We start from the raw sequence: 21,524 nt of genomic DNA on the forward strand, positions 1-21,524 counted from the left end.
CGAGGGAGCTTGCTCCCGCTGGAGTGCGAAGCACTCCCGATTGCGGTGATAGCGATAAGGGCAGTGTCTGCCAACTTGCGACTGCTTCGCAGCCGAGCGGGAGCAAGCTCCCTCGCCACGGGTTATCGCAGGCATTCAAATGTGCAGCTCCACCTCCCCCAAATGCCCCCCGTGGGGCCCGAAACTGCGCTCGACCATCTGCCGCGTCCCATCGGCATGGACAATCAGTGCCGTACTCGCCCGCGTCCCGTAGGCCGGGCTGGCGATGAACACACTCGATAGCAGCATCTCGGTCGCCACTCCCACCCCGGTATCAGGCAGCTCAGCCACCGGAGCAGGCCGCGGGTCGTTCAGCAGCGTAAGCAGTGCCTCGGGCTGCGGATCGTCCAGCACCTCGCCCAGCGCCGCGCGGGCCTTGAGCAGCTTGGGCCATGGCGTGTTCAACCCCGCGTTCGACAAGCCATAGAGCCCCTCGCCCAGCCGCTGCGGCTGGGCATCGCGGGCGTTGTGGTGCCACAGCTCGACGCCATCGCCGAGCAGCAGGTTGAACCCACCATACTCGCTGGCGCGGGGCACGATTTCGCTCAAATACTCGGTAATCGAAAGATTTCCGGTCAGGAACCGCGCCACCAATTCACCGCGCGACTTGAATGCCGGCAACTGGCCCGGGTCACGGATGTTGGTCAGCGCCGCAAAGCGCCCTTCGGCGCCAATGCCAAGCCAGGTGCCGCCGGCCTCCAGGTCGCGACCAGCATGCACATGGGGCGCATCAGGCCACTGGGCAAGGGGCAAGGTCGGCCGGGCGTAGAATTCGTCGCGGTTGGCCGCCACGATCAGCGGTTGGGCATGGCCGGGTCGCCAGGCAAATACGATCAGGCACATCAGGTCGTCCTGTTTAAAATACCCATCCATTGAAGATAGAGCCGAACACAGCCTCTGTGGCGAGGGAGCTTGCTCCCGCTGGGCTACGAAGTAGCCCCAAAATCCAGAGGCCAGTTTTTCAGACCAGTCAGCGGGATTTTATTGGGAGGGCTTCGCCCTCCAGCGGGAGCAAGCTCCCTCGCCACAACAGCAGTTCGCCACCCAATATCTCCAGGGCTCTCAGCCCACTCTACCCAGACATGGCCCCCACATCCATCACCTTCAGTGGAGCCAGGGACCCTGGATCCGTTACCATGCCGCTCTTATTTCGGGGATGGGCGGGGAGAGTCTGGTGGAATTTGTGCTCTATCTGCTGCTCGGCGCCTGCGCCGGCGTGTTGGCCGGGTTGTTCGGCGTGGGGGGCGGGATCATCATCGTCCCGGTGCTGGTGTTCAGTTTCACCCTGCAGGGCTTCGACCCGCAGGTGCTGACGCACCTGGCCGTCGGCACCTCGCTGGCATCGATCATCTTCACCTCGGTCAATGCCGTACGCGAGCATCAACGCAAAGGCGCGGTGCGCTGGCCGGTGTTCGCCTGGATGACCGTCGGCATCCTGATCGGTGCCGGATTCGGCGCGATCACCGCCGAAGCGATTTCCGGCCCGCACCTGCAAAAGATCATCGGCGTGTTCGCCCTGATCGTTGCTCTGCAATTGGCCCTGGACTTCAAGCCCAACGCCAGTCGCAGCGTACCGGGCAAGGCCGGACTGACCCTGGCCGGCACGGTGATCGGCTGGGCCTCGGCGATTTTCGGCATCGGCGGCGGTTCGCTGACCGTACCGTTCCTGACCTGGCGCAGCGTGCCGATGCAGCAAGCAGTCGCGACCTCATCGGCCTGCGGACTGCCCATCGCCGTGGTCAGTGCACTAAGTTTCATGATTCTGGGCTGGCACGATCCGCTGCTGCCGGCCCATAGTCTCGGTTTTGTGTATTTGCCGGCGTTGCTGGGCATCGCCCTGACCAGCATGGTCTTCGCCCGCTTCGGTGCGCGACTGGCCCATCGCCTGTCGCCGCGCTTGCTCAAGCGGCTGTTCGCCGCCTTGCTATTCTGCGTGGGCTTGAGTTTTCTGTTCTGACGCAATCCTGGCTTAATCCCGAGGTGGCAGCGTCGCCCGGGTATTTTTGACGTTTACGAGGAATATCAATGCTGCCTTACCCGCAGATCGATCCGGTGGCCCTGGCCATCGGCCCGCTGAAAATCCACTGGTACGGCCTGATGTACCTGATCGGCATCGGCGGCGCCTGGTTGCTGGCGTCGCGTCGGCTCAACCGTTTCGACCCGACCTGGAACAAGGAAAAGCTCTCGGACCTGGTGTTCTGGCTGTCCATGGGCGTGATCGTCGGCGGGCGCCTGGGCTACGTGCTGTTCTACGACCTGAGTGCGTACCTGGCCAACCCGACGCTGATCCTCGAAGTCTGGAAGGGTGGCATGTCGTTCCACGGCGGGTTCATCGGCGTAATGCTGGCGGCGTTGTGGTTCGGCAAGCGCAACAACAAATCGTTTTTCGAGCTGATGGACTTCGTCGCGCCGATGGTGCCGATCGGCCTGGGCGCCGGGCGCATCGGCAACTTCATCAATGCCGAATTGTGGGGCAAGCCGACCGACGTGCCGTGGGCGATGATCTTCCCCCCGTTCAGCGACCCGGCGCAGTTGCCGCGCCACCCGTCGCAGCTTTACCAGTTTGCCCTCGAAGGCGTGGCATTGTTCCTGATCCTCTGGCTGTTCTCGCGCAAGCCGCGGCCAACCATGGCGGTGTCGGGCATGTTCGCGCTGTTCTACGGGATCTTCCGTTTCATCGTTGAATTCGTCCGCGTACCGGACGCCCAGCTCGGCTACCTGGCGTGGAACTGGCTGACCATGGGCCAGGTGCTCTGCCTGCCGATGATCGTCGGCGGCCTGGCACTGATCTGGCTGGCTTATCATCGAGCGCCGGCTGCCGCGGCCAAGGTTTAAAATTCGAACCCCGGGGCGCTGGCCCCGGGTTCAAGGACACAAGGTAACCCATGAAGCAATATCTCGATCTGGTGGCCCATGTCATCAAGAACGGCACCAAGCAGGCCAACCGCACTGGCGTGAACACCATCAGCTTCCCCGGCGCCATGCTGCGCTATGACTTGCAGGACGGTTTCCCGGCCATCACCACCCGTAAAATGGCGTTCAAATCGGCCATTGGCGAGATGTGCGGTTTTCTCCGTGGGGTTAACAACGCCGCCGAGTTCCGTGCCCTGGGCTGCAAGGTCTGGGACCAGAACGCCAACGAAAATGCCCAGTGGCTGGCCAACCCGTTCCGCCAGGGCGAAGACGACCTGGGCGAGATCTACGGCGTGCAATGGCGCAAATGGCCGGCCTACAAACAGATCCCCTTGAGCAACCCGGCGGCCATCGAGCAGACCCTGGCCCAGGGTTACCGGCAGATCGCCGAAGGTGAAGAAAACGGCCAGGCCTACGTGGTGCTGTACAAGGCCATCGACCAGGTTCGCCAGTGCGTCGACACCATCATCAAGGACCCGGGCAGCCGGCGCATCCTGTTCCACGGCTGGAACTGCGCCCAGCTCGATGAAATGGCCCTGCCGCCGTGCCATCTGCTCTACCAGTTCCACCCGAATGTCGAGACCAAGGAAATTTCCCTGACCCTCTACATCCGCTCCAACGACCTGGGCCTGGGCACGCCGTTCAACCTCACCGAAGGCGCCGCACTGCTGAGCCTGATCGGTCGCCTGACCGGCTACACGCCGCGCTGGTTCACCTATTTCATCGGCGATGCCCACGTCTACGAAAACCACTTGGACATGCTCAACGAACAGCTCAAGCGCGAGCCGTTCCCGATGCCGAAACTGGTGATTTCCGAGCGCGTGCCGGCGTTTGCCCAGACTGGTGTGTACCAGCCTGAGTGGCTGGAGTTGGTGGAACCGGGCGACTTCTCCCTCGAAGGCTACCAGCACCACGCGCCGATGACCGCGCCGATGGCGGTCTGAGCCACACCACCTCTCTTGATCGCTCCCACGCTCTGCGTCACAGGGACGCGGAGCGTCCCGGGCTGCATTCGCGCGCGGAGCGTGGGAGCGATCAATGGGCTTTCAATGCCCGTGACTGCGCCCCACATGCGAATGCTCCACCTCCGGCGCCACCGCACCACTGACCTCCAGCCGCTGCAAAATCCCGCATTGATCCAGGTCCGGCCCTTCACCACAGCGATGGCGCAGGTCGATCAGTTGCGTCTGCAAGGCCAGCAGGCCGTCGATGCGGGCCTTGACGTGTTGGATGTGCTCGTCGATCAGCGCGTTGACGCTTTCGCACTGGTCCTGGGGGCTGTCGCGCAGGGCCAGGAGGCTGCGGATTTCTTCCAGGGTCATGTCCAGGGTGCGGCAATTGCGGATGAACGTCAGCCGCTCGGCATGGGCCTGGGTGTAGACGCGGTAATTGCCGTCGCTACGGGCCGGTTCCGGCAGCAAGCCTTCGCGCTCGTAGTAGCGGATGGTTTCGACCTGGCAGTCGGTGATTTTCGCCAGTTCTCCGATCTTCATGATGCGGCCTCCCAAATAGGTGCTTGACCCTATAGTGGCTACAGGGTCTTTACTGCGCAACAGGCACTTTTCACGGACGTCACCCGATGAGCGATTCCCTTCACACCCACAAACCCGACCACGGCCATGACCACGGGCATTCCTGCTGCGCCTCGAAAGCGGCGCCAGCGGTGGTCATCCTCGGCAAAACGCCGACGGACGGTGCGCGGCTGAGCAGTTTCCGCATCGAAGCCATGGACTGCCCCACCGAACAGACGCTGATCCAGAACAAGCTCGGCAAGCTTGAAGGCGTGCAGCGACTGGACTTCAACCTGATCAACCGTGTGCTGGGCGTAACCCACGATTTGCCCAGCGACGCGCCGATCATCAAGGCTATCGAATCCTTAGGGATGCAGGCCGAGCCGATGACTCCGGGCAAAGAGAAAGCCTCCCCTGACTTGCCCGCCCCGGCCAAGCCCTGGTGGCCGCTGGCTCTGTCCGGCGTGACAGCCCTGGGCGCCGAGTTGATCCATTTCACCAACGCCGCGCCAAACTGGGTGGTCGCGCTGGTGGCGTTGGTGTCGATCCTCAGTGGCGGCCTGGGTACCTACAAGAAGGGTTGGATCGCCCTGAAGAACCGCAACTTGAACATCAACGCGCTGATGAGCATCGCCGTGACCGGCGCCGTGCTGATCGGCCAATGGCCGGAAGCGGCGATGGTGATGTTCTTGTTCACCGTGGCCGAGCTGATCGAAGCCAAATCCCTCGACCGCGCGCGCAACGCCATCAGCGGCTTGATGCAGATGGCCCCGCAACAGGCCACCGTGCAACAGGCCGATGGCAGCTGGCAGGTGCAGGACGTAAAAGTCATCGCCCTCGGTGCGCGGATACGGGTTCGCCCGGGCGAAAGGGTTGGCCTGGACGGCGACGTGGTCGCCGGTCGTTCGACCATTGACCAGGCACCGATCACGGGCGAGAGCCTGCCGGTGGAAAAAACCATCGGCGACAAGGTGTTCGCCGGCACCATCAACCAGGCCGGCGAGCTGGAATACACCGTCACCGCGGCGGCCGATCACTCCACCCTGGCGCGGATCATCCACGCCGTGGAACAGGCCCAGGGCTCCCGTGCGCCGACCCAGCGCTTCGTCGACCAGTTCTCGAAAATCTACACCCCAGCGGTGTTTGTCCTGGCCCTGGCTGTAGCCATCATCCCACCGCTGTTCATGGGCGCGGCGTGGTTCGACTGGATCTACCGGGCGCTGGTGCTGCTGGTGGTCGCTTGCCCGTGCGCCCTGGTGATATCCACCCCCGTGACCATCGTCAGCGGCCTCGCTGCCGCTGCGCGCAAAGGCATCCTGGTCAAGGGCGGCGTGTACCTGGAAGGTGGCTACAAGCTCGACTACCTGGCCCTGGACAAGACTGGCACGCTCACCCACGGCAAGCCGGTGCAAACCGACTATGTGGCGCTGGACCCGAGCGTGGAAACCACCGCTCCAGTCCTGGCCGCCAGCCTCGCCGCCCGCTCCGACCACCCGGTTTCCCGGGCGATTGCCAACGCGGCTGTGGATAAGCAGTTGGCACAGCAGGTTGTGGATAACTTCGAGGCGCTTGCCGGGCGCGGCGTGCGCGGCGACATCGGCGGGCAGACTTATCACTTGGGCAATCACCGCCTCGTGGAAGACCTCGGCCTGTGCTCCCCCGAACTGGAAGAGAAACTCTTCGCCCTGGAAAAACAAGGCAAGTCCGTCGTGCTGCTGCTCGACGCTACAGGCCCCTTGGCGCTGTTTGCCGTGGCCGACACCGTGAAGGACTCCAGCCGCGAAGCCATCCGGCAACTGCATGACCTGGGCATCAAGACCTTGATGCTCACCGGCGACAACGCCCACACCGCCGACGCGATTGCCGCGCAGGTGGGCATGGACCAGGCTCGGGGCGACCTGTTGCCCGAAGACAAACTGCAAGCCATTGAAGCGTTGTACGCCCAGGGTCACCGCGTCGGCATGGTCGGCGACGGCATCAACGATGCCCCGGCCCTGGCCCGTTCGGAAATCGGTTTCGCCATGGCGGCGGCCGGCACCGATACGGCCATCGAAACCGCCGATGTCGCCTTGATGGACGATGATCTGCGCAAGATCCCGGCTTTCATTCGTCTGTCGCGGCAGACTTCCAGCATCCTGAAACAGAACATTGCCTTGGCGTTGGTGATCAAGGCGATCTTTCTCGGATTCACCTTCGCCGGGTTCGCCACCATGTGGATGGCGGTGTTCGCCGACATGGGGGTGAGTTTGTTGGTGGTGTTCAATGGGTTGCGGTTGTTGCGCAAGTAAAAGGCCTGGGTGACTGGGCTGGCCTCATCGCGAGCAAGCTCGCTCCCGCAGGATTTCGCTGAAGATCAAGCCCCGCAGAAACCCGTGGCGAGGGAGCTTGCTCCCGCTTGAGTGCGAAGCGCTCATCGCTTATAGGGCTGCTTCGCAGCCCAGCGGGAGCAAGCTCCCTCGCCACAGAAGTAGTGCAAAGCCAGCTCCCGTCGATCAATCGCGCTTCGGCTCGCGGATCTTGTACCAGGCCACATACAGCGCCGGCAGGAACAGCAGCGTCAGTAGGGTGGCGATGATGATCCCTCCGATCATCGCGTAGGCCATCGGCCCCCAGAACACTTCCCGGGCAATCGGGATCATCCCCAGGCTCGCCGCGGCGGCCGTGAGCAGGATCGGCCGGCGCCGGTGTTCGGTGGCCTCCACCACCGCATCCCAGGGCTCGTAGCCGTCACGTTCGTATTCATCGATCTGGGTCACCAGGATCACCGAGTTACGGATGATGATGCCAATCAACGCGAGGATCCCGAGGATCGCCACAAAGCCCATGGGCGTGCCCGTCGGCACCAGCGCCAGCACCACGCCGATCAATCCGAGGGGCGCGACGCTCGCCACCAGGAACAGCTTCTGCACGCTGTGCAACTGAATCATCAGGAAAGTCGCCATCAAGAACAGCATCAACGGCACGACACTGGCGATCGGCCCTTGGGCCTTGCTGCTCTCTTCCACCGTACCGCCCGTGGCGACCTTGTAGCCCACAGGCAGGCCGGCGGCGAACTTGTCGATGGCCGGTTGCAGTTGCTTGACCAGGTCGGTGGGTTGGATCTCGTCGCGCACGGCAGCCTTGATGGTGATGGTGGGCTTGCGGTCACGACGCCACACCAAGGGCTGTTCCAGTTCATAGCGCACCGTGGCGAACGCCAGCAACGGAATCGAGGTGCCGCCCGGGGTGACGATTTGCAGGTTCTGCAGGGTTTCCGGCGAACCGCGCTCGGCATCTTCAGCGCGACCCACCACATCGATCAGGTAGATATCGTCGTTGACCTGGGTCACCGGCGAGCCACTGACGATACTGTTCATCAGCCTGGCCACATCTTCGGAAGACAAGCCCAACTGCCGCGCCTTGTCCTGGGCGATGTCGATGCGCAGCACCTTGCCCGGTTCGTTCCAGTCGTAAATGATTTCGCCAATATGCGAGTTCTTGTCCAGCTCGGTGGCCAGCTCGATCGCATGCTTGCGCACCTGGTCGATGTCCTTGCCGCTGACCCGGTACTGAATCGGCCGGCCCACTGGCGGGCCCATTTCCAGGGCTTGCACGTAGCTGCCAATCCCGACGAAATCCTCACGCAGACGCTTTTGCAGGCGCTCGGTGAGGGCCGTGCGCGACTCCAGGCCTTTGCTGACAATCACCAGTTGCGCGTAGTACGGGTTCTGCAGTTGCTGATCCAGCGGCAGGTAAAAGCGAATCGCGCCTTCGCCGATGTAGGTGCTCCAGCGCTCGATATCCGGGTCGCCCTTGAGGGTCGCTTCCAGGCGATCGACCGCCCGGCGGGTCTCGTCCATCGAGGCGTTTTGCGGCAGGTTGAGGTCCACCAGGATTTCCGGCCGGTCCGAGGACGGGAAGAACTGGTTCTGCACGAAACGCATGCAAAACACCGACAGCACGAACAGCAACACGGTGATGCCGATGGCCCACCAGCGATTGCGCATCGCCCACAACAGGCCACCGTTGAACGCCCGTCCGATCCGCCCCGGCTCGGCGCTGTGGGGTTTTACGTTGGTGCTGAGGATGTGCACGCCGATCACCGGGGCAAATAACACCGCGACGATCCATGACACCAGCATCGCCACCGCGATGACCGCGAACAGGGTGAAGGTGTACTCACCCGCAGAACTGGCGTTCAGGCCGATGGGCACGAAACCGGCCACGGTCACCAGGGTCCCGGTGAGCATCGGGAATGCCGTCGAGGTATAGGCGAACGTCGCGGCCTGGTCCTTGCTGTCGCCTTTTTCCAGGCGCGTGACCATCATTTCCACGGTGATCATCGCGTCGTCCACCAGCAGGCCGAGGGCGATGATCAACGCACCGAGGGAAATCCGCTGCATGGTGATGCCGCTGTATTCCATGAACAGGAAGACCATCGCCAGTACCAGCGGAATCGAGCAGGCCACCACCAGTCCGGCCCTGACGCCGAGGCTGACGAAGCTGACGACCAGGACGATAATCACCGCCTCGAACAAGGCACTGGTGAAGCCGCCGACCGCCTCTTCCACCACTTCGGCCTGGTCCGACACGGTATGCACGCCAACGCCCACCGGCAGGTCAGCGGTCAGCTCGCTCATGCGCGCATGCAGCGCCTTGCCGAAATCCTGGATGTTGCCGCCCTTCTTCATTGCGATGGCGAGGCCGATGGCCGGTGTACCGTTGAAACGGAACATCGGCGTGGCAGGGTCAACGTAACCGCGGCTGATGTCGGCGATGTCGGCCAGCCGATAGAAGCGGTCATTGAGCCGCAGGTTGACGTTGGCCAGGTCTTTTTCGGATTGGAACTGCCCGGACGTGCGCACGGAAATCCGCTCGGGCCCGGCATCGATCACCCCGGCCGGGGTCACGGCGTTCTGGGTTTGCAGGCTCTGCACGACCTCGCGCTGGTCGATCCCCAGCGCGGCAAGTTTGCGCGTGGAGAAGTTCAGGTAGAGCACTTCGTCCTGCTCGCCCACCATCTCGACCTTGCCCAGGCCCGGGACGTCACGGATCTCGGCGCGCACCTGTTCCACGTAGTCGCGCAACTGGCGCATCGACAGGCCGTCGCCAGTGAAGGCGTACACCGAACCGTAGACATCGCCGAACTCGTCGTTGAACCCGGGTCCTTGCAGGCCGTCAGGAAAATCGCCGCGAATGTCGTTGATCTTCTTGCGCACCTGGTACCAGATCTCGGGAATTTCCTTGGCTGCGGTGGTGTCGAGCAGGTACACGAACACCGTCGATTCTCCCGGTCGGGTGTAGCTTTTGACGTAGTCGAGGGAATCAAGCTCTTCGAGCTTCTTCTCGATGCGGTCGGTGACCTGCCTGAGGGTTTCTTCCTGGGTCGCGCCAGGCCAACGGGTCTGGATGACCATGGTCTTGATCGTGAACGAGGGGTCTTCTTCGCGCCCCAGGTTCATGTACGAAAACACGCCCATCAACAACGCCACGAACATCAGGTACCAGACGAACGACTGATGCCGCAGGGCCCATTCGGACAGATTGAAAGGCCCTTTCATCGTGCATCCTCGTCGAGTTTCACTTTCTGCCCCGGCTGGAGACTATTCACCCCGGCGCTGACCACGCGATCGCCGGCCTTGATGCCGTTGGCCACCAGCACCGAACTGGCCGAACGTTCGAGAATCCGCACGTCACGGGGTGAGACGGTCTGGCTGTGGGGGTCGACCAGCCAGATCCGCGCCTTGCCGTCGATCTCTTGCAACGCGCTTAGTGGCAGCTCGATGCGCGGTTCGATCGTCGAGCTCAGGGTCACGCTGATGGCCGTGCCCAGGCGAAAACCTGGTGGTGTATCGGCCAATGTCAGGCGCGCGCGGCGGGTACGGGTGGCGCTCTGGGCCTGGGGTTCGATCTCGCGCACGGTGGCGGTGGTGTGGATGCTCGGGTCCATTTGCGCGGTGACTTCGAACACCACGTCCGCGGGCAGCCGGTCGACGAGATCGGCCGGCAGGTCGATCACTGCCTCCTTGATGTCCGGGCGGGCCAGGGTCACCACTTGCTGGCCGGCGGTGACCACCTGCCCGGCTTCGGCATTCCAGGCCGTGACGACGGCGTCGTGGTCGGTGTGCAGTTCGCTGTAGTTGAGCTGGTCGCGGGCCTGCTCCACCGAAGCCCGGGCCTGTTCAAGGGACGCGCCGGTAGTTTTCAAGTCGGTCTGGGCGATGTCCAGTTGCGCCTGGGCACCGACGCCACGGTCGAACAATTGCTGCTGGCGGCGGGCATTGGCCTGGGCATTGATGTACTGCGCCTCGATCCGCGCCAGATCGCCCTGGGCGGCGCGCAATTGGTTCTGCTGGTCGGTAGGGTCGAGCGTGGCAAGCAGGTCGCCCTTCTTCACTTCAGCGCCGACGTCGACATTGCGGCTGGCGATCCGTCCTGGCACGCGGAAACCCACGTTGCTCTCGTAGCGGGCCTGGATATTCCCGGCGAACCGCCCAAGCGCCTGCTGGTCGAGAGCCCTGACTTCAATTGACAACACTGGGCGCACCGGTTCGGGTGGCGCTTCTTCCTGGGAGCAGGCGGCCAGCAAGAGGCCGACCGAGACCATCCATAAACCCTTCATGGCTGGACTCCCGACGTGGTTTTTCCAGAGGTGTTTTCAGCGATCTCGACGCGTACGCCGGGGTGTAGCAATTGCCCGCCCGCGATGATGATTTTCTCACCGCCCTTGAGGCCATCGCTGACGATGACTTTGCCGGTCAGGTAGCGGCCGACGGTCACCGTTTGCAACTGCGCCTTGCCCTCGCTGTCCACCAGCCACACGGCCGGCTCACTGAGGTTCTTGGTCAAGGCCGACCAGGGCAGCTCGAAGGCGGTCTTGCCGGCGGCTTTAGCCGTGGCACTGACCACCGAGCCCAGGCGCATGCCTTCGGGCAGATCATCGAGGGTGACCTTGACCTGCACGGTGCCGGTCTGGGCAGACACCGCCGGGGTGATCTCGCGCACCGTGCCGGTGGTCTTGATGGCGGGGTTATCCAGCAGACTGATGGTGATGGCAGGGTCCGATGGCGGTTCGCTCAACAGCGACTCGTAGATGTTGAACACTGCGTCGCGTTCGCCATCCCGGGCCAGGCTGAAGATCGGCTCCGTCGCCTGCACCACCTGGCCGACTTCCGCCTGGCGCGCGGTGATGATGCCCGGGGCCTCGGCAATCAGTGCGGTGTAGCTCAGTTGTTCGCGGGCGTTGGCCAGCTGGGCCTGGGCGGCGGTCAGCGCACTCTGGCTGCTGCGCAGTTGAGCCTGGGCGGCGTCGTATTCGCTCTGGCTGGTGTAGCCCTTGGGCAAGAGTTTCTGCTGGCGCACGAAGGCCGCCGCACTCTGCTTGACCCGCGCCTGCTCGGCGGCCACCTGGGCCGCTGCGGAGTCGACGTTGGTCTGCAGGTCCCGAGGATCGAGCCGGGCCAGCACTTGCCGGGCCGAAACCCGGGCGCCGACATCGACCTTGCGCTCGATGATCTTGCCACCCACGCGAAACGACAGATCAGCCTGCACCCGCGCCTGGACATCGCCGGTCAAGGTCACCGAAGCGGCGTATTCGCTGGGCATGGCTTGCTGCACGAAAACCCGCGGCAGGGCTTTTTCCACAGGCTTTTCATCGCCGCATCCGGCCAGCAGCACACAGAGGCCCAAGCCGACTACCAGTTTGATTCGGGGACCAGCCATGCAGACTCCTTTGCGCTGTACGGACGTACCAGTGACGATACGACTGTGAGCTTAGAACAGGGTTCAACGAATACAATGGACGCAACAAATCGGGCAAACTGATCACTTCCCTATGGACCCCCAGCAGCTGGAGTCTGCTCATGCTCAAGACCCTGGCGGTGGCCAATTACCGATCCATCAACAAGCTGGTAATCCCCCTGGGCCGGCTGAACCTGATCACCGGTCCCAACGGCAGCGGCAAGTCCAATCTGTACCGCGCCCTACGCCTGTTGGCAGAGACAGCCCAGGGCGGGGTGGTCAACGCCCTGGCCCGCGAAGGCGGACTGGACTCGACCTTCTGGGCCGGGCCGGAAGAAATCAGCCGGCGCATGCGTAACGGCGAGGTGCCGGTCCAGGCGATTGTGCGCCAGGGCACCAAGCGCCTGCGCCTGGGCTTCGCTGGGGAGGACTTCAGCTATTCGATCGCCCTGGGCTTGCCAGAGCCCAGTCGTTCAGCGTTTTCACTGGACCCTGAAATCAAGCGCGAATGCATCTGGGCCGGCCCGGTGTTTCGGCCGGCCAGCCTGCTGGTGGACCGCAACGGGCCCATGATCCGTGCCCGCGAAGGCCGCTCCTGGGATGTGCTGGCCCAGCACACGCCGACCTTCGACAGCCTGTTCGACCAGGTCGGCAGCCTGCGCACTTCGCCAGAGGTCTTGCAGATGCGCGAGTTCATTCGGCGCTGGCGCTTCTACGATCATTTTCGCAGCGATGCCGACGCCCCGGTGCGCCAACCGCAACTGGGCACCCGCACGCCGGTGCTGCACCACGACGGGCGCGACCTCGCCGCCGCGCTGCAGACGATCCTGGAAATCGGTGACATCGAGGCCTTGCATGCCGCCATCGGCGACGCGTTCCCCGGTGCCCAACTGCACATCGAGAAACTGCAAGGCGGACGTTTCGCTATCGCGTTTCAACAGCATGGCCTGCTGCGCCCGCTGTCCGCTGCCGAACTGTCGGACGGGACCCTGCGCTATCTGCTACTGGTGGCCGCCCTGCTCACACCACGACCACCCTCGCTGATGGTGCTCAACGAACCGGAAACCAGCCTGCACCCCGATCTGTTGCCGGCCTTGGCGCGGCTGATCATCCGGGCTTCAGTCAATTGCCAGGTCTGGGTGGTGTCCCACGCCACGCGCCTGATCGCCGCCCTGGAGCAGGATGAAGACTGCAATTGCATCGTGCTGGAAAAGGAGCTTGGGCAGACCGGGATTGTCGGGCAACGGATGTTGGATGAGCCGGCGTGGCATTGGCCGGATTGACTGGCGCCCGATCAACCGGATCGTGAGCAAGCTCGCACAATTAAAACGCGAGCACAAAAAACGCCGACGCTGTATCAGCCGTCGGCGTTTGAAACCGTGACAAGGTTCAGCCCGCGAATCAGAACGCCGGCAGTACCGCGCCGCTGTATTTCTTCTCGATGAACGCCTTCACTTCAGGGCTGGTCAGGGCCTTGGCCAGCTTCTGGATGGCCGGGCTGTCCTTGTTGTCCGGACGGGCCACCAGGAAGTTGACGTAAGGCGAATCCGCGCCTTCGATTACCAGTGCGTCCTTGGCTGGGTTAAGACCCGCTTCCAGGGCATAGTTGGTGTTGATCAGGTCCAGGTCGACCTGGTCCAGCACGCGCGGCAGCATGGCCGACTCCAGTTCCTTGAACTTGAAGTTGTGCGGGTTCTTGGCGATATCTTTCGGGGTCGCCAGAGCGTTTTTCGGGTCTTTCAACTCGATCAGCCCAGCCTTCTGCAGCAGGATCAGGGCACGGCCGCTGTTGCTGCCTTCGTTTGGCAATGCGATGGTCGCGCCATTCGGCAGATCAGCCAGCTTTTTGTACTTCTTCGAGTAGCCGCCGAACGGTTCGACGTGAACGCCGATCACGGTCACCAGATGGGTGCCTTTGCCTTCGTTGAAGTTCGTCAGGTACGGCAGGGTCTGGAAGTAGTTGGCGTCCAGGCGCTTCTGATCAACCTGTACGTTGGGTTGGACGTAGTCGGTGAAGACCTTGATTTCCAGGTCCACACCTTCTTTGGCCAGGGCCGGCTTGATCAGCTCGAGGATTTCAGCGTGGGGTACCGGGGTGGCGGCCACGACCAGTTTTTCCGCGGCCTGGGCCAGGCCAGAGGCCAGGGCTGCCGCCAATGCGGTGAACAACAGAACCTTTTTCATGCAGTGTCCTTATCGAAAATCACTGTCGTCATGGACGACGGCCAAATGTGGAGTGCCAGTGAAGTGCTATCGCTGGCGTGGTGCGGACAATACCGACATTTTTTATTCCTTAACAATATCTTTTGTTCAAGTTCATATTCATTTTCCTCATATAGCTAACACCGCTTTTGTGGCGAGGGAGCTTGCTCCCGCTCGGTTGCGCAGCAACCGCAAGATCTTGGGGGCCGCTACGCAGCCCAGCGGGAGCAAGCTCCCTCGCCACAAGAGTGGGTCAGCCACACTTACAGCGTCGAGCCCAATCGACTGAGCAGCACCTTGAGTGCGGCACGCTCACCTTCCGATCCCCCTGCGATGACCTGCGCCACTTGCTGCTCGATCAGTTCAGACACTGAAGGCTGGGGCGGCAAATTCAGGTGCTCGGGTAAAATCTCGTCACCGGTGCTCACCAGCAACGCGAAGTGAATGACATTTTCCAGCTCGCGGGTGTTGCCCGGCCAACTGTGCCGCTCGAGGGCGGACTGCGCCGCTTCACTGATCAGTGGCACGCTGAGGCCGAGTCGCTGGCTGTAGATGCCCAGGAAATATTCGGCCAGGGACAGGATATCGCCCACCCGCTCACGCAGGGCCGGCAGTTCCAGTTGGCCTTCGCCAAGGTAATGGTAGAGCCGCTCGTGGAATTTCCCGGCCGCCACCGCTTGCGCCAGGTCGATGCTGGTCGCTGCCACTAGGCGGACATCTACCGGGCTGGGCTGATGCGCCCCCACACGAGTGACTTCATGGTTTTCCAGGGCCGCCAGCAATTTGATCTGGATCGGCAGCGGCAAATCACCGATTTCATCCAGGTAAAGGGTGCCGCCGTTGGCCGAACCAAACCAACCGGCCCGGCTGCTGGCCGAACCGCTGTAACTGCCGGCGGCATAGCCGAACAATTCGGCGTCGGCGTAGGTCGGGCTGATGGCGCCGCAGTTGACCGACACAAACAACCCACCGCGATCACTTTCGCGATGGATATGTCGAGCCAGCAGTTCCTTGCCGCTACCGGTTTCACCCCGTATCAGCACCGAGACCGCACGTGGCGCCAGTTGCTCCAACGCCTGGCGCAACTGCCGCGAACGTGGGTCGACGAACACCAGCGCCTTGGCGCGAATGCTCAGGGGGCTTTTTTCCGCATCGGGAAAGGTCAGCAAGGGCTGACCGAAGGTTTCATGCAAACTCATGGCAGGCTCCCGCCCCAGACCGCCGGGAGACGGGGGGCGCTAAAATTCAGGCGCGACGCAGGGCGTGATGCTCCATGCGGTTTTGCAGGCGATAGAGGTAAGCGAAACCCTGCTCCCAACGCTGGTGACCGGACTTCACGTTGATATGCCCCGCCCCGGACAGAATCCCGGCCTCGGCGCCCCAGTTGCGGGCCAGTTCCAGGGCGCGCGGAGCGCTCACGGCGGCGTCGTTGTCGGAGCTGACCACTTGGCTTGGGAACGGCAACAGATCAGTGGGAATCGGCGCGAAGTTGCGCAGCGCCGGAACGCAAGCCGGTCGCTCGACATCCGCCGGCGCCACCAACAATGCCCCGCGTACTTGGCGCAGGAACTGCACCGGCGCGGTGGCGGCCCAATGGGCCACCGTGATGCAACCCAGGCTATGGGCAATCAGGATCACTGGCGTGCTGTCGGCGGCCACGGCCTCGGCCAACGCCGCGACCCAGTCTTCACGCCGGGGCGTCAACCAGTCGGCCTGCTCGACCCGCGCGCTGTTGGGCAGGCTGTTCTGCCAGTGGGTTTGCCAATGATTTTCCGGCGATCCTTGCCAGCCCGGCACAATCAGGTAGCGAATCGATTCGTTGCGCATGGGTGCTCTCCTGCGTGTCTGTTCCCGGACGAGTATAGGGAGGAGAGCTATATTATTTAAGGAATAAGAAGCTATTTGTTAAGACCGTAAAAGAATATTGACTCAAACCTGTGAGTGCGAGCTTGCTCACGATAGTGTCAGGTCCGTTACATCAATGTTGACTGACAGTCCGCCATCGCGAGCAAGCCCGCTCCCATAGGAATTGCGTCGGTCTCACTCACTACGGCCCTTGCGCAACAACACATCCAACTGGTCTATCACCTCCGCCCAGTCCGCATCCTCGAGGATCTCGTCGCGCAGCATTTGCCGCTGGCCCTCGCTCCAGAAAAACGCATCGGCCAGGTGCAACCCAGGCTTGAGGGGTGAATGGCTGGTGATAAATTTATCAATGCCCTCGGCGTCATCGGGCAAGCCCAGTTGCTTGAATAATGAGGAAAGAGGGTGAATTGGGGTTTCCATACGGGCCTCCTGAACATAATGGAGATGGCGGGGTGTTTCTCCGCAGTCTAGCCCCTCGACGACCGCCAGACTGATCAAAATTCAATCAACCCTCGACTCGACTAGACTTTGAATAACATCCCGACGAATACACGTTGCGGAGGGTCCTGTGAACACTCACTGGTTGACGGTTGCGCTGCTGGCGATCAGCGGGCCTGCGTTCGGCGCCGATGGCCTCGTGCTGCCAAGCACCGACTCCCTGGGTTTCTGGCTGGTTGCCGTTGGCGTGGCCTTGCTGGTCTTCGAGGCGGCCCTGCCCAATTACGGTATCGCAGGGCTGGGTGGCATTGTCCTGTGCGTGATTGGCGCGGTCATCCTGACCAACGCCGATATACCGGCTCCGCTGATGCTCGGCCTGGGCCTGGCCAGCGCCTTGCTGCTGATCGTGCTGTTGGTCCGTGCGTTGAAAACACGACCGCGCCAGCCTGTCAGCGGCGATGCGGCGCTGTTGGGCAGCGTCACGATGGTGACCGCGTTGCAGGCCGGCAATCATCATCATGGCTGGGTCCAGTTGGAAGGCGAACGCTGGCAGGTGGCAAGCGCAACGCCGCTGCGGCCTGGGCAAGCGGTGCGAGTCATCACTCGCAAGGGTTTGCTGCTGGAAGTGGCCCCCGCGGATTCACAAGGAGTCTGAGATGGGCATGCAAATCGGTTTTGTGCTGCTGTTGTTACTGTTGATTGCACTGGCGGGTGCGACGTTCCGGATCCTGCGCGAATACGAACGAGCGGTGGTGTTCCAGCTCGGTCGGTTCTGGCAGGTCAAGGGGCCAGGATTGATCCTGCTGATTCCGGTGGTGCAGCAGATGATCCGCGTCGACCTGCGCACCATTGTCCTCGACGTGCCGCCCCAGGACGTGATCACCCGCGACAACGTCTCGGTGAAGGTCAACGCGGTGCTGTATTTCCGCGTGCTCGATCCGCAGAAAGCCATCATTCAGGTCGAAAACTTCCTCATGGCCACCAGCCAACTGGCCCAGACCACCTTGCGCGCGGTCCTCGGCAAGCATGACCTGGACCAACTGCTGGCCGAGCGCGAGCAATTGAACGGCGACATCCAGCAGGTGCTCGACGCCCAGACCGATGCCTGGGGCATCAAAGTGGCAAATGTCGAGATCAAGCACGTGGACCTCAACGAATCGATGATCCGCGCCATCGCCCGCCAAGCCGAAGCCGAGCGCGAACGCCGGGCCAAGGTGATCCACGCCGAAGGCGAGTTGCAGGCCTCGGAAAAGCTCATGCAGGCCGCCGAAATGCTCGGCCGCCAGCCAGGGGCCATGCAGCTGCGCTACATGCAGACGCTGGGCTCGATTGCCGGGGATAAAAGCTCCACCATCGTCTTCCCCTTGCCGATCGAGTTGCTCAAGGGAATGGCGGAGTTGTCGCCCAACAAGCCGTGATGGATTAGGCAAGGCACAAGCGAGCCCCTGTGGCGAGGGAGCTTGCTCCCGCTGGGCTGCGTAGCGGCCCCAAGATCTTGCGGTTGCTGCGCAACCGAGCGGGAGCAAGCTCCCTCGCCACAGGACACTCCTGAATTCAAGACCTTCTCAAACACTCGAGCGCTTCGTAAGGCCCCTGCGCCCAACACATCACCCGCTCGCGCAACAACACCGAAGCCTCGCGGCGCTTGTCCTCGCTATCGCCAACAAACACCTGCGCCGGCTGCTTGGCATGCTGCCCCACTGCGGCGAACACTTGCCTGCCTTGCTCCTCATCAAGCCGGAAAAACGCCGCCAGCTTGCCCGTCATCACCTCGGGCAGTTCGGTGTAGTTGACCGCCATTGCACCCAATACCTGACAGTGGTCCAAACCCGTCGCCAACAACCGCCCCACCCGGCGCGAGATGAAATCTTCCGGGCTACTGAACGGCAACCCATCGTCCAGCACACTCGTCCCGATCATCCCCGGCACCATGTGCAGGCCAGGACGACGCAGATGGGAGACGGCGATTTCCAAAGGGTCGCGGTACAGGAACAGCCTGGGGGTGTCGGGAAAACATTCTCGCAACAGCGCCAACTCACCGATGTTCCAGGCGTCGAGCTTGACCACCAGCCGTTGCTCCACGCCTCGGCGGCGCTGCCCATAAGCCGACATCAAGCCCTTGAGCGCCACGCACCGCTCGGGCGACGGCAAATCACTGCGCAGCAACGTATCCAGGGGCGGTGGTTCCGAGATGACGATATGGTCGTCCAACTGGGCAAGCATCTGGCTGATCAATGTCGAGCCGCAACGGGAGGCATGGAAAATGAATGCGCTGGGCTCCAGTCCCGGGGTTTGTCGTTGCCACTGACCGAGGGCGTCCAAGGGAGTCCGGCGGCGGAACGCCTGGTTGAAGGGCAGGCGCAGGGCGTCTTCCACCGCATCGCCAAAGAATGGCTGTGACAGTCGCGCATCGCCGAACCAGCACCAATCGACCCACCACTGCCCAGCCTCTTGCCACACGCGGATCGGCAGCCAGCCGTCCAGGTTCAGGCTTTCCACTGGTCTCTCCACTGTCGGCGACCGTTGCGCATGGCCGCCCGGAGTTCTTGCGCAGTGAAGTGCAGGCCTTGTCCGGCACCCAGCGCAATTGCGCACTCAATGAAAGCGTCTACGTCATGCACGCTCTGCAAGGTTCGGGCGAATTGGATATCAGTTTCTACGTGCTGCTGAAAACGGGCGAAGTCGCTATGCCCGCCGCCAGCTGCCGGTGTAGTGGGCAACCCAGCGGCAATCTGCTGCTCCAACCAGGGCCCCGGGCGGCAATCGAGCACCAGATGAACTCTGGGCTCGGCACTGCGGTTATCGACGCGATGAGGTCGCGACAAGTCGAGAAACCAGCACTCGCCCGCCGTCATAGGCACACGCTGGTCATCCAGCCAGAAGTCCACTTGCGGCGGGCTGAGCAGCGGAATGTGCAGGCGCAGGTCGGCGTCCGGCCCGCCCAGGTCATAGTCGCGATGCTCGTGAATGCACCCACCCGGCCCGAGCCGCAATAGCCGGGCCGAGACGATCTCCAGGGAGCAATCACGCAACGCTTCGCGCCAACGACGATCCTCTGACCAAGGCGCGCGCGTCACAGGCAGACCGCGCCCGGGAGACAACTCGGTCAAGGCATCGACCGCCGAAATCAGCGCCACGCCGCTCCAGTCGCCACTGTAAAAGGCACTGTTGAAATGCCCCTGCCAGCGCTCGTCTTCAATGGCGGCCAATGCCTGCAACAGCAACGGCAGGTTCACCGCCACCGGCAGCCGGGAAAACGCCGGGCGCGTCATGCCAACGCCCGGTTACTGAGTCACCGCGGCCGTCGTCGGCACCGTGATGTCGCCCTGGGCCCAGGCCGCTTCACGATTAGCCAGTGCCGTGGCGATCGACTGGACTGCGGTCGATTGCACTTCGTTTGGCAGTGGGTCGAGACCGGCACTGGCAAAGATCTGACCGTAGGCGTTACGCAGGTCGGCATAGGCCAGGTCCCGGCGCAGATCAGCCTGCAGGGTGTTCAGCTCGCCCTGGATCAGGTCCAGCTCGCCAATGCCGGCAGCCTGGTGCCGATTGCGCAATTGACCGACAATCTGCCCGTCAATGTCCGACAGTTGCTGGCTGGTCTTGAACTGGCGCAGCGCTTCGCGATAGTTGGCGTTGGCGACGTACAGCTGCGCCAGCACGGCAATCGACATCGCCTGGCGCCGCGCCGAGGCCACTTCTTCACCGGCCTTGGCCACGTCGATGGCCGCCGGGGCGGAGATCACGTTGAACAGGTTCCAGGTGACTTTCACACCGTAGTCAGCCCAGCCCTGTTCCACCAGGAACGAGTTGCTGTCGTAATGCCCGCCGGCGGAAAACTCCAGCCCCGGCAGCAGGCGCAGCATGGCCTTGCGGGTTTCGGCGGCGGTGATGCGGGTCTGGTAATCCTGCTCGCGCAGTTCCGGGCGGCTGGCCAGGGCTTCCTGTTCGAGACGAGCCAGGTCGACCTTGAGTTCCGGGATGACGTATTCATCCTGGGTGGCCAGGGTCAGCTCGGTACCCAGGGGCAGGTTGATCAGGGTCGCCAGTTCGGTCTTGGCCAGGGACAGCGCCCGACGCTGCTCTTCCAGTTGACGGGTCGCCTGGATCAGCGAGCGCTGGTAACCCAGGGCCTGCACCGGGTCACCAATGCGCTGTTCGCTCATGCTCTGGCTGTTGTCGCGCGCAGCCTCGACCCGGGCCATCAGGCTGTCGATCTGCTTGAGCAAACGTTCGGCGGCCATGGCGCGCCAGTAGGCCGAACGCACGTCCTGGACGATGGTGTTGATCACCTTGCGCCGGCGCTCCTGCACGATCAGGCGCTGGTCCCCGGCCTGCTTGGCGCTGATGTAGCTGACGCCGAAATCGAGCACGTTCCAGACCATGGTCAGGTCCGCCACCTCGCGGTCGCGGTCCTGGGAGGTCGACGGTTCCAGGGACTGGGTGCCGGTTTCCACGCTCTGGCTGCTGGAGGCATTGACGTTGTTGCGGCCCACATAACCGGCGTCCAGGGCCATGCGCGGCAGCATGTCGAAACTGGCCAGGTCCAACTGACGCTTGGCCAGGGCTTCCTCCATGATCTTCAAGCGGCCTTCGAGGTTGTACTTCACTGCCCGGGCCATGGCCTGGTGCAGGGTCAGCGGGCCACTGAGCGGCTCCTGATCCTTGTACATATTCTGCAGGTCGGTTCGAGCGCGCTGCTCGCTGACGCTACGCTCGATCGGATCGCTGGTGACCGCACATCCACTCACCACCAGCGCCAGCAAACTCATACCGAATAACTTCTGACTTCTATTCATTCCCTGGATTGCCCCTGGCTGCCCCAATATTTTTTAG

General features: G+C 62.8%; 19 protein-coding genes. 7 read left to right on the plus strand and 12 right to left on the minus strand.

The window, feature by feature from the left end; translation table 11 throughout:
• Window positions 1-135: 135 nt before the first annotated feature.
• Window positions 136-882 carry an NRDE family protein gene (locus tag BM300_RS13150; protein ID WP_092345377.1) on the minus strand — a complete coding sequence of 249 codons (747 nt, stop codon included), beginning with the start codon at window positions 880-882 and terminating at the stop codon, window positions 136-138.
• 331 nt (window positions 883-1,213) lie between these two features.
• On the opposite strand from BM300_RS13150, the gene BM300_RS13155 reads away from it, so the two are divergent.
• The 3 genes from BM300_RS13155 (at window position 1,214) to BM300_RS13165 (ending at window position 3,896) form a co-directional block, all read left to right on the plus strand.
• Window positions 1,214-1,996 carry a sulfite exporter TauE/SafE family protein gene (locus BM300_RS13155; protein ID WP_057450605.1) on the plus strand — a complete coding sequence of 261 codons (783 nt, stop codon included), beginning with the start codon at window positions 1,214-1,216 and terminating at the stop codon, window positions 1,994-1,996.
• 68 nt (window positions 1,997-2,064) lie between these two features.
• Entirely contained in the window at window positions 2,065-2,874 is an 810-nt protein-coding gene (gene lgt, locus BM300_RS13160; RefSeq protein WP_092146601.1) for a prolipoprotein diacylglyceryl transferase, read from the plus strand.
• 50 nt (window positions 2,875-2,924) lie between these two features.
• The gene (locus BM300_RS13165; RefSeq protein WP_092146603.1) at window positions 2,925-3,896 is read left to right on the plus strand and encodes a thymidylate synthase; all 972 of its coding nucleotides are present in this window, start codon (window positions 2,925-2,927) and stop codon (window positions 3,894-3,896) included.
• Window positions 3,897-3,998: 102 nt separating this feature from the next.
• Here BM300_RS13165 and cadR read toward each other — a convergent pair whose 3' ends face one another.
• Window positions 3,999-4,445 (minus strand): Cd(II)/Pb(II)-responsive transcriptional regulator, encoded by a 447-nt coding sequence (cadR, locus tag BM300_RS13170; protein WP_003196623.1) that lies wholly within the window; start codon window positions 4,443-4,445, stop codon window positions 3,999-4,001.
• An 86-nt stretch (window positions 4,446-4,531) separates the two neighbouring features.
• Between cadR and BM300_RS13175 the strand changes: the two genes are divergently transcribed.
• Entirely contained in the window at window positions 4,532-6,751 is a 2,220-nt protein-coding gene (locus BM300_RS13175; RefSeq protein ID WP_092413261.1) for a heavy metal translocating P-type ATPase, read from the plus strand.
• Window positions 6,752-6,955: 204 nt separating this feature from the next.
• On the opposite strand, the gene BM300_RS13185 is transcribed toward BM300_RS13175, so the two are convergent.
• Genes BM300_RS13185 through BM300_RS13195 form a run of 3 tightly spaced genes read right to left on the minus strand, consistent with a single transcriptional unit; the run spans window position 6,956 to window position 12,164 of the window.
• A complete protein-coding gene (locus tag BM300_RS13185; RefSeq protein WP_092222208.1) occupies window positions 6,956-10,003 on the minus strand; it encodes an efflux RND transporter permease subunit in 3,048 nt (1,015 codons plus the stop codon).
• Window positions 10,000-11,064: an efflux RND transporter periplasmic adaptor subunit gene (locus BM300_RS13190; protein ID WP_092222206.1), complete on the minus strand. Its 1,065-nt coding sequence runs from the start codon at window positions 11,062-11,064 to the stop codon at window positions 10,000-10,002. The genes BM300_RS13185 and BM300_RS13190 overlap by 4 nt, the downstream gene beginning before the upstream one ends.
• On the minus strand, window positions 11,061-12,164 hold the full coding sequence (locus tag BM300_RS13195; RefSeq protein WP_092413258.1) for an efflux RND transporter periplasmic adaptor subunit: 1,104 nt from the start codon (window positions 12,162-12,164) through the stop codon (window positions 11,061-11,063). The genes BM300_RS13190 and BM300_RS13195 overlap by 4 nt, the downstream gene beginning before the upstream one ends.
• 140 nt (window positions 12,165-12,304) lie before the next feature.
• On the opposite strand from BM300_RS13195, the gene BM300_RS13200 reads away from it, so the two are divergent.
• Entirely contained in the window at window positions 12,305-13,465 is a 1,161-nt protein-coding gene (locus BM300_RS13200; RefSeq protein ID WP_092222202.1) for an AAA family ATPase, read from the plus strand.
• 118 nt (window positions 13,466-13,583) lie between these two features.
• Here the strand turns inward: BM300_RS13200 and BM300_RS13205 are convergent, their stop codons facing one another.
• The 4 genes from BM300_RS13205 to BM300_RS13220 all read right to left on the minus strand — a co-directional run bounded on the left by BM300_RS13205 (window position 13,584) and on the right by BM300_RS13220 (window position 16,670).
• A complete protein-coding gene (locus tag BM300_RS13205) occupies window positions 13,584-14,366 on the minus strand; it encodes a MetQ/NlpA family ABC transporter substrate-binding protein (protein WP_003196610.1) in 783 nt (260 codons plus the stop codon).
• A gap of 281 nt (window positions 14,367-14,647) precedes the next feature.
• Entirely contained in the window at window positions 14,648-15,583 is a 936-nt protein-coding gene (locus tag BM300_RS13210) for a sigma 54-interacting transcriptional regulator (RefSeq protein ID WP_092463081.1), read from the minus strand.
• Between the two features lie 46 nt (window positions 15,584-15,629).
• Window positions 15,630-16,211, minus strand: coding sequence for an alpha/beta hydrolase (locus BM300_RS13215; protein WP_092146617.1), 582 nt, complete (start codon window positions 16,209-16,211; stop codon window positions 15,630-15,632).
• A gap of 213 nt (window positions 16,212-16,424) precedes the next feature.
• On the minus strand, window positions 16,425-16,670 hold the full coding sequence (locus BM300_RS13220; RefSeq protein WP_063323458.1) for a DUF2789 domain-containing protein: 246 nt from the start codon (window positions 16,668-16,670) through the stop codon (window positions 16,425-16,427).
• Between the two features lie 148 nt (window positions 16,671-16,818).
• Here BM300_RS13220 and BM300_RS13225 point away from each other — a divergent pair, with 148 nt between their 5' ends.
• Window positions 16,819-17,343, plus strand: coding sequence for an NfeD family protein (locus tag BM300_RS13225; protein WP_092463083.1), 525 nt, complete (start codon window positions 16,819-16,821; stop codon window positions 17,341-17,343).
• A 1-nt stretch (window position 17,344) separates the two neighbouring features.
• Window positions 17,345-18,106 carry a slipin family protein gene (locus tag BM300_RS13230; protein WP_063323460.1) on the plus strand — a complete coding sequence of 254 codons (762 nt, stop codon included), beginning with the start codon at window positions 17,345-17,347 and terminating at the stop codon, window positions 18,104-18,106.
• 136 nt (window positions 18,107-18,242) lie between these two features.
• Here the strand turns inward: BM300_RS13230 and BM300_RS13235 are convergent, their stop codons facing one another.
• Genes BM300_RS13235 through BM300_RS13245 form a run of 3 tightly spaced genes read right to left on the minus strand, consistent with a single transcriptional unit; the run spans window position 18,243 to window position 21,487 of the window.
• Window positions 18,243-19,187: a sulfotransferase family protein gene (locus BM300_RS13235; protein ID WP_092463085.1), complete on the minus strand. Its 945-nt coding sequence runs from the start codon at window positions 19,185-19,187 to the stop codon at window positions 18,243-18,245.
• Window positions 19,175-19,960 carry an aspartyl/asparaginyl beta-hydroxylase domain-containing protein gene (locus BM300_RS13240; protein WP_092463087.1) on the minus strand — a complete coding sequence of 262 codons (786 nt, stop codon included), beginning with the start codon at window positions 19,958-19,960 and terminating at the stop codon, window positions 19,175-19,177. Before BM300_RS13240 ends, BM300_RS13235 begins: the two co-directional genes overlap by 13 nt.
• Window positions 19,961-19,972: 12 nt before the next feature.
• Window positions 19,973-21,487, minus strand: coding sequence for a TolC family protein (locus BM300_RS13245; RefSeq protein WP_092146624.1), 1,515 nt, complete (start codon window positions 21,485-21,487; stop codon window positions 19,973-19,975).
• Window positions 21,488-21,524 lie beyond the last annotated feature (37 nt).

The sequence above is a fragment of the Pseudomonas sp. NFACC46-3 genome (genome assembly GCF_900114515.1).
In the GTDB taxonomy this organism is placed as follows: domain Bacteria; phylum Pseudomonadota; class Gammaproteobacteria; order Pseudomonadales; family Pseudomonadaceae; genus Aquipseudomonas; species Aquipseudomonas fluorescens_Q.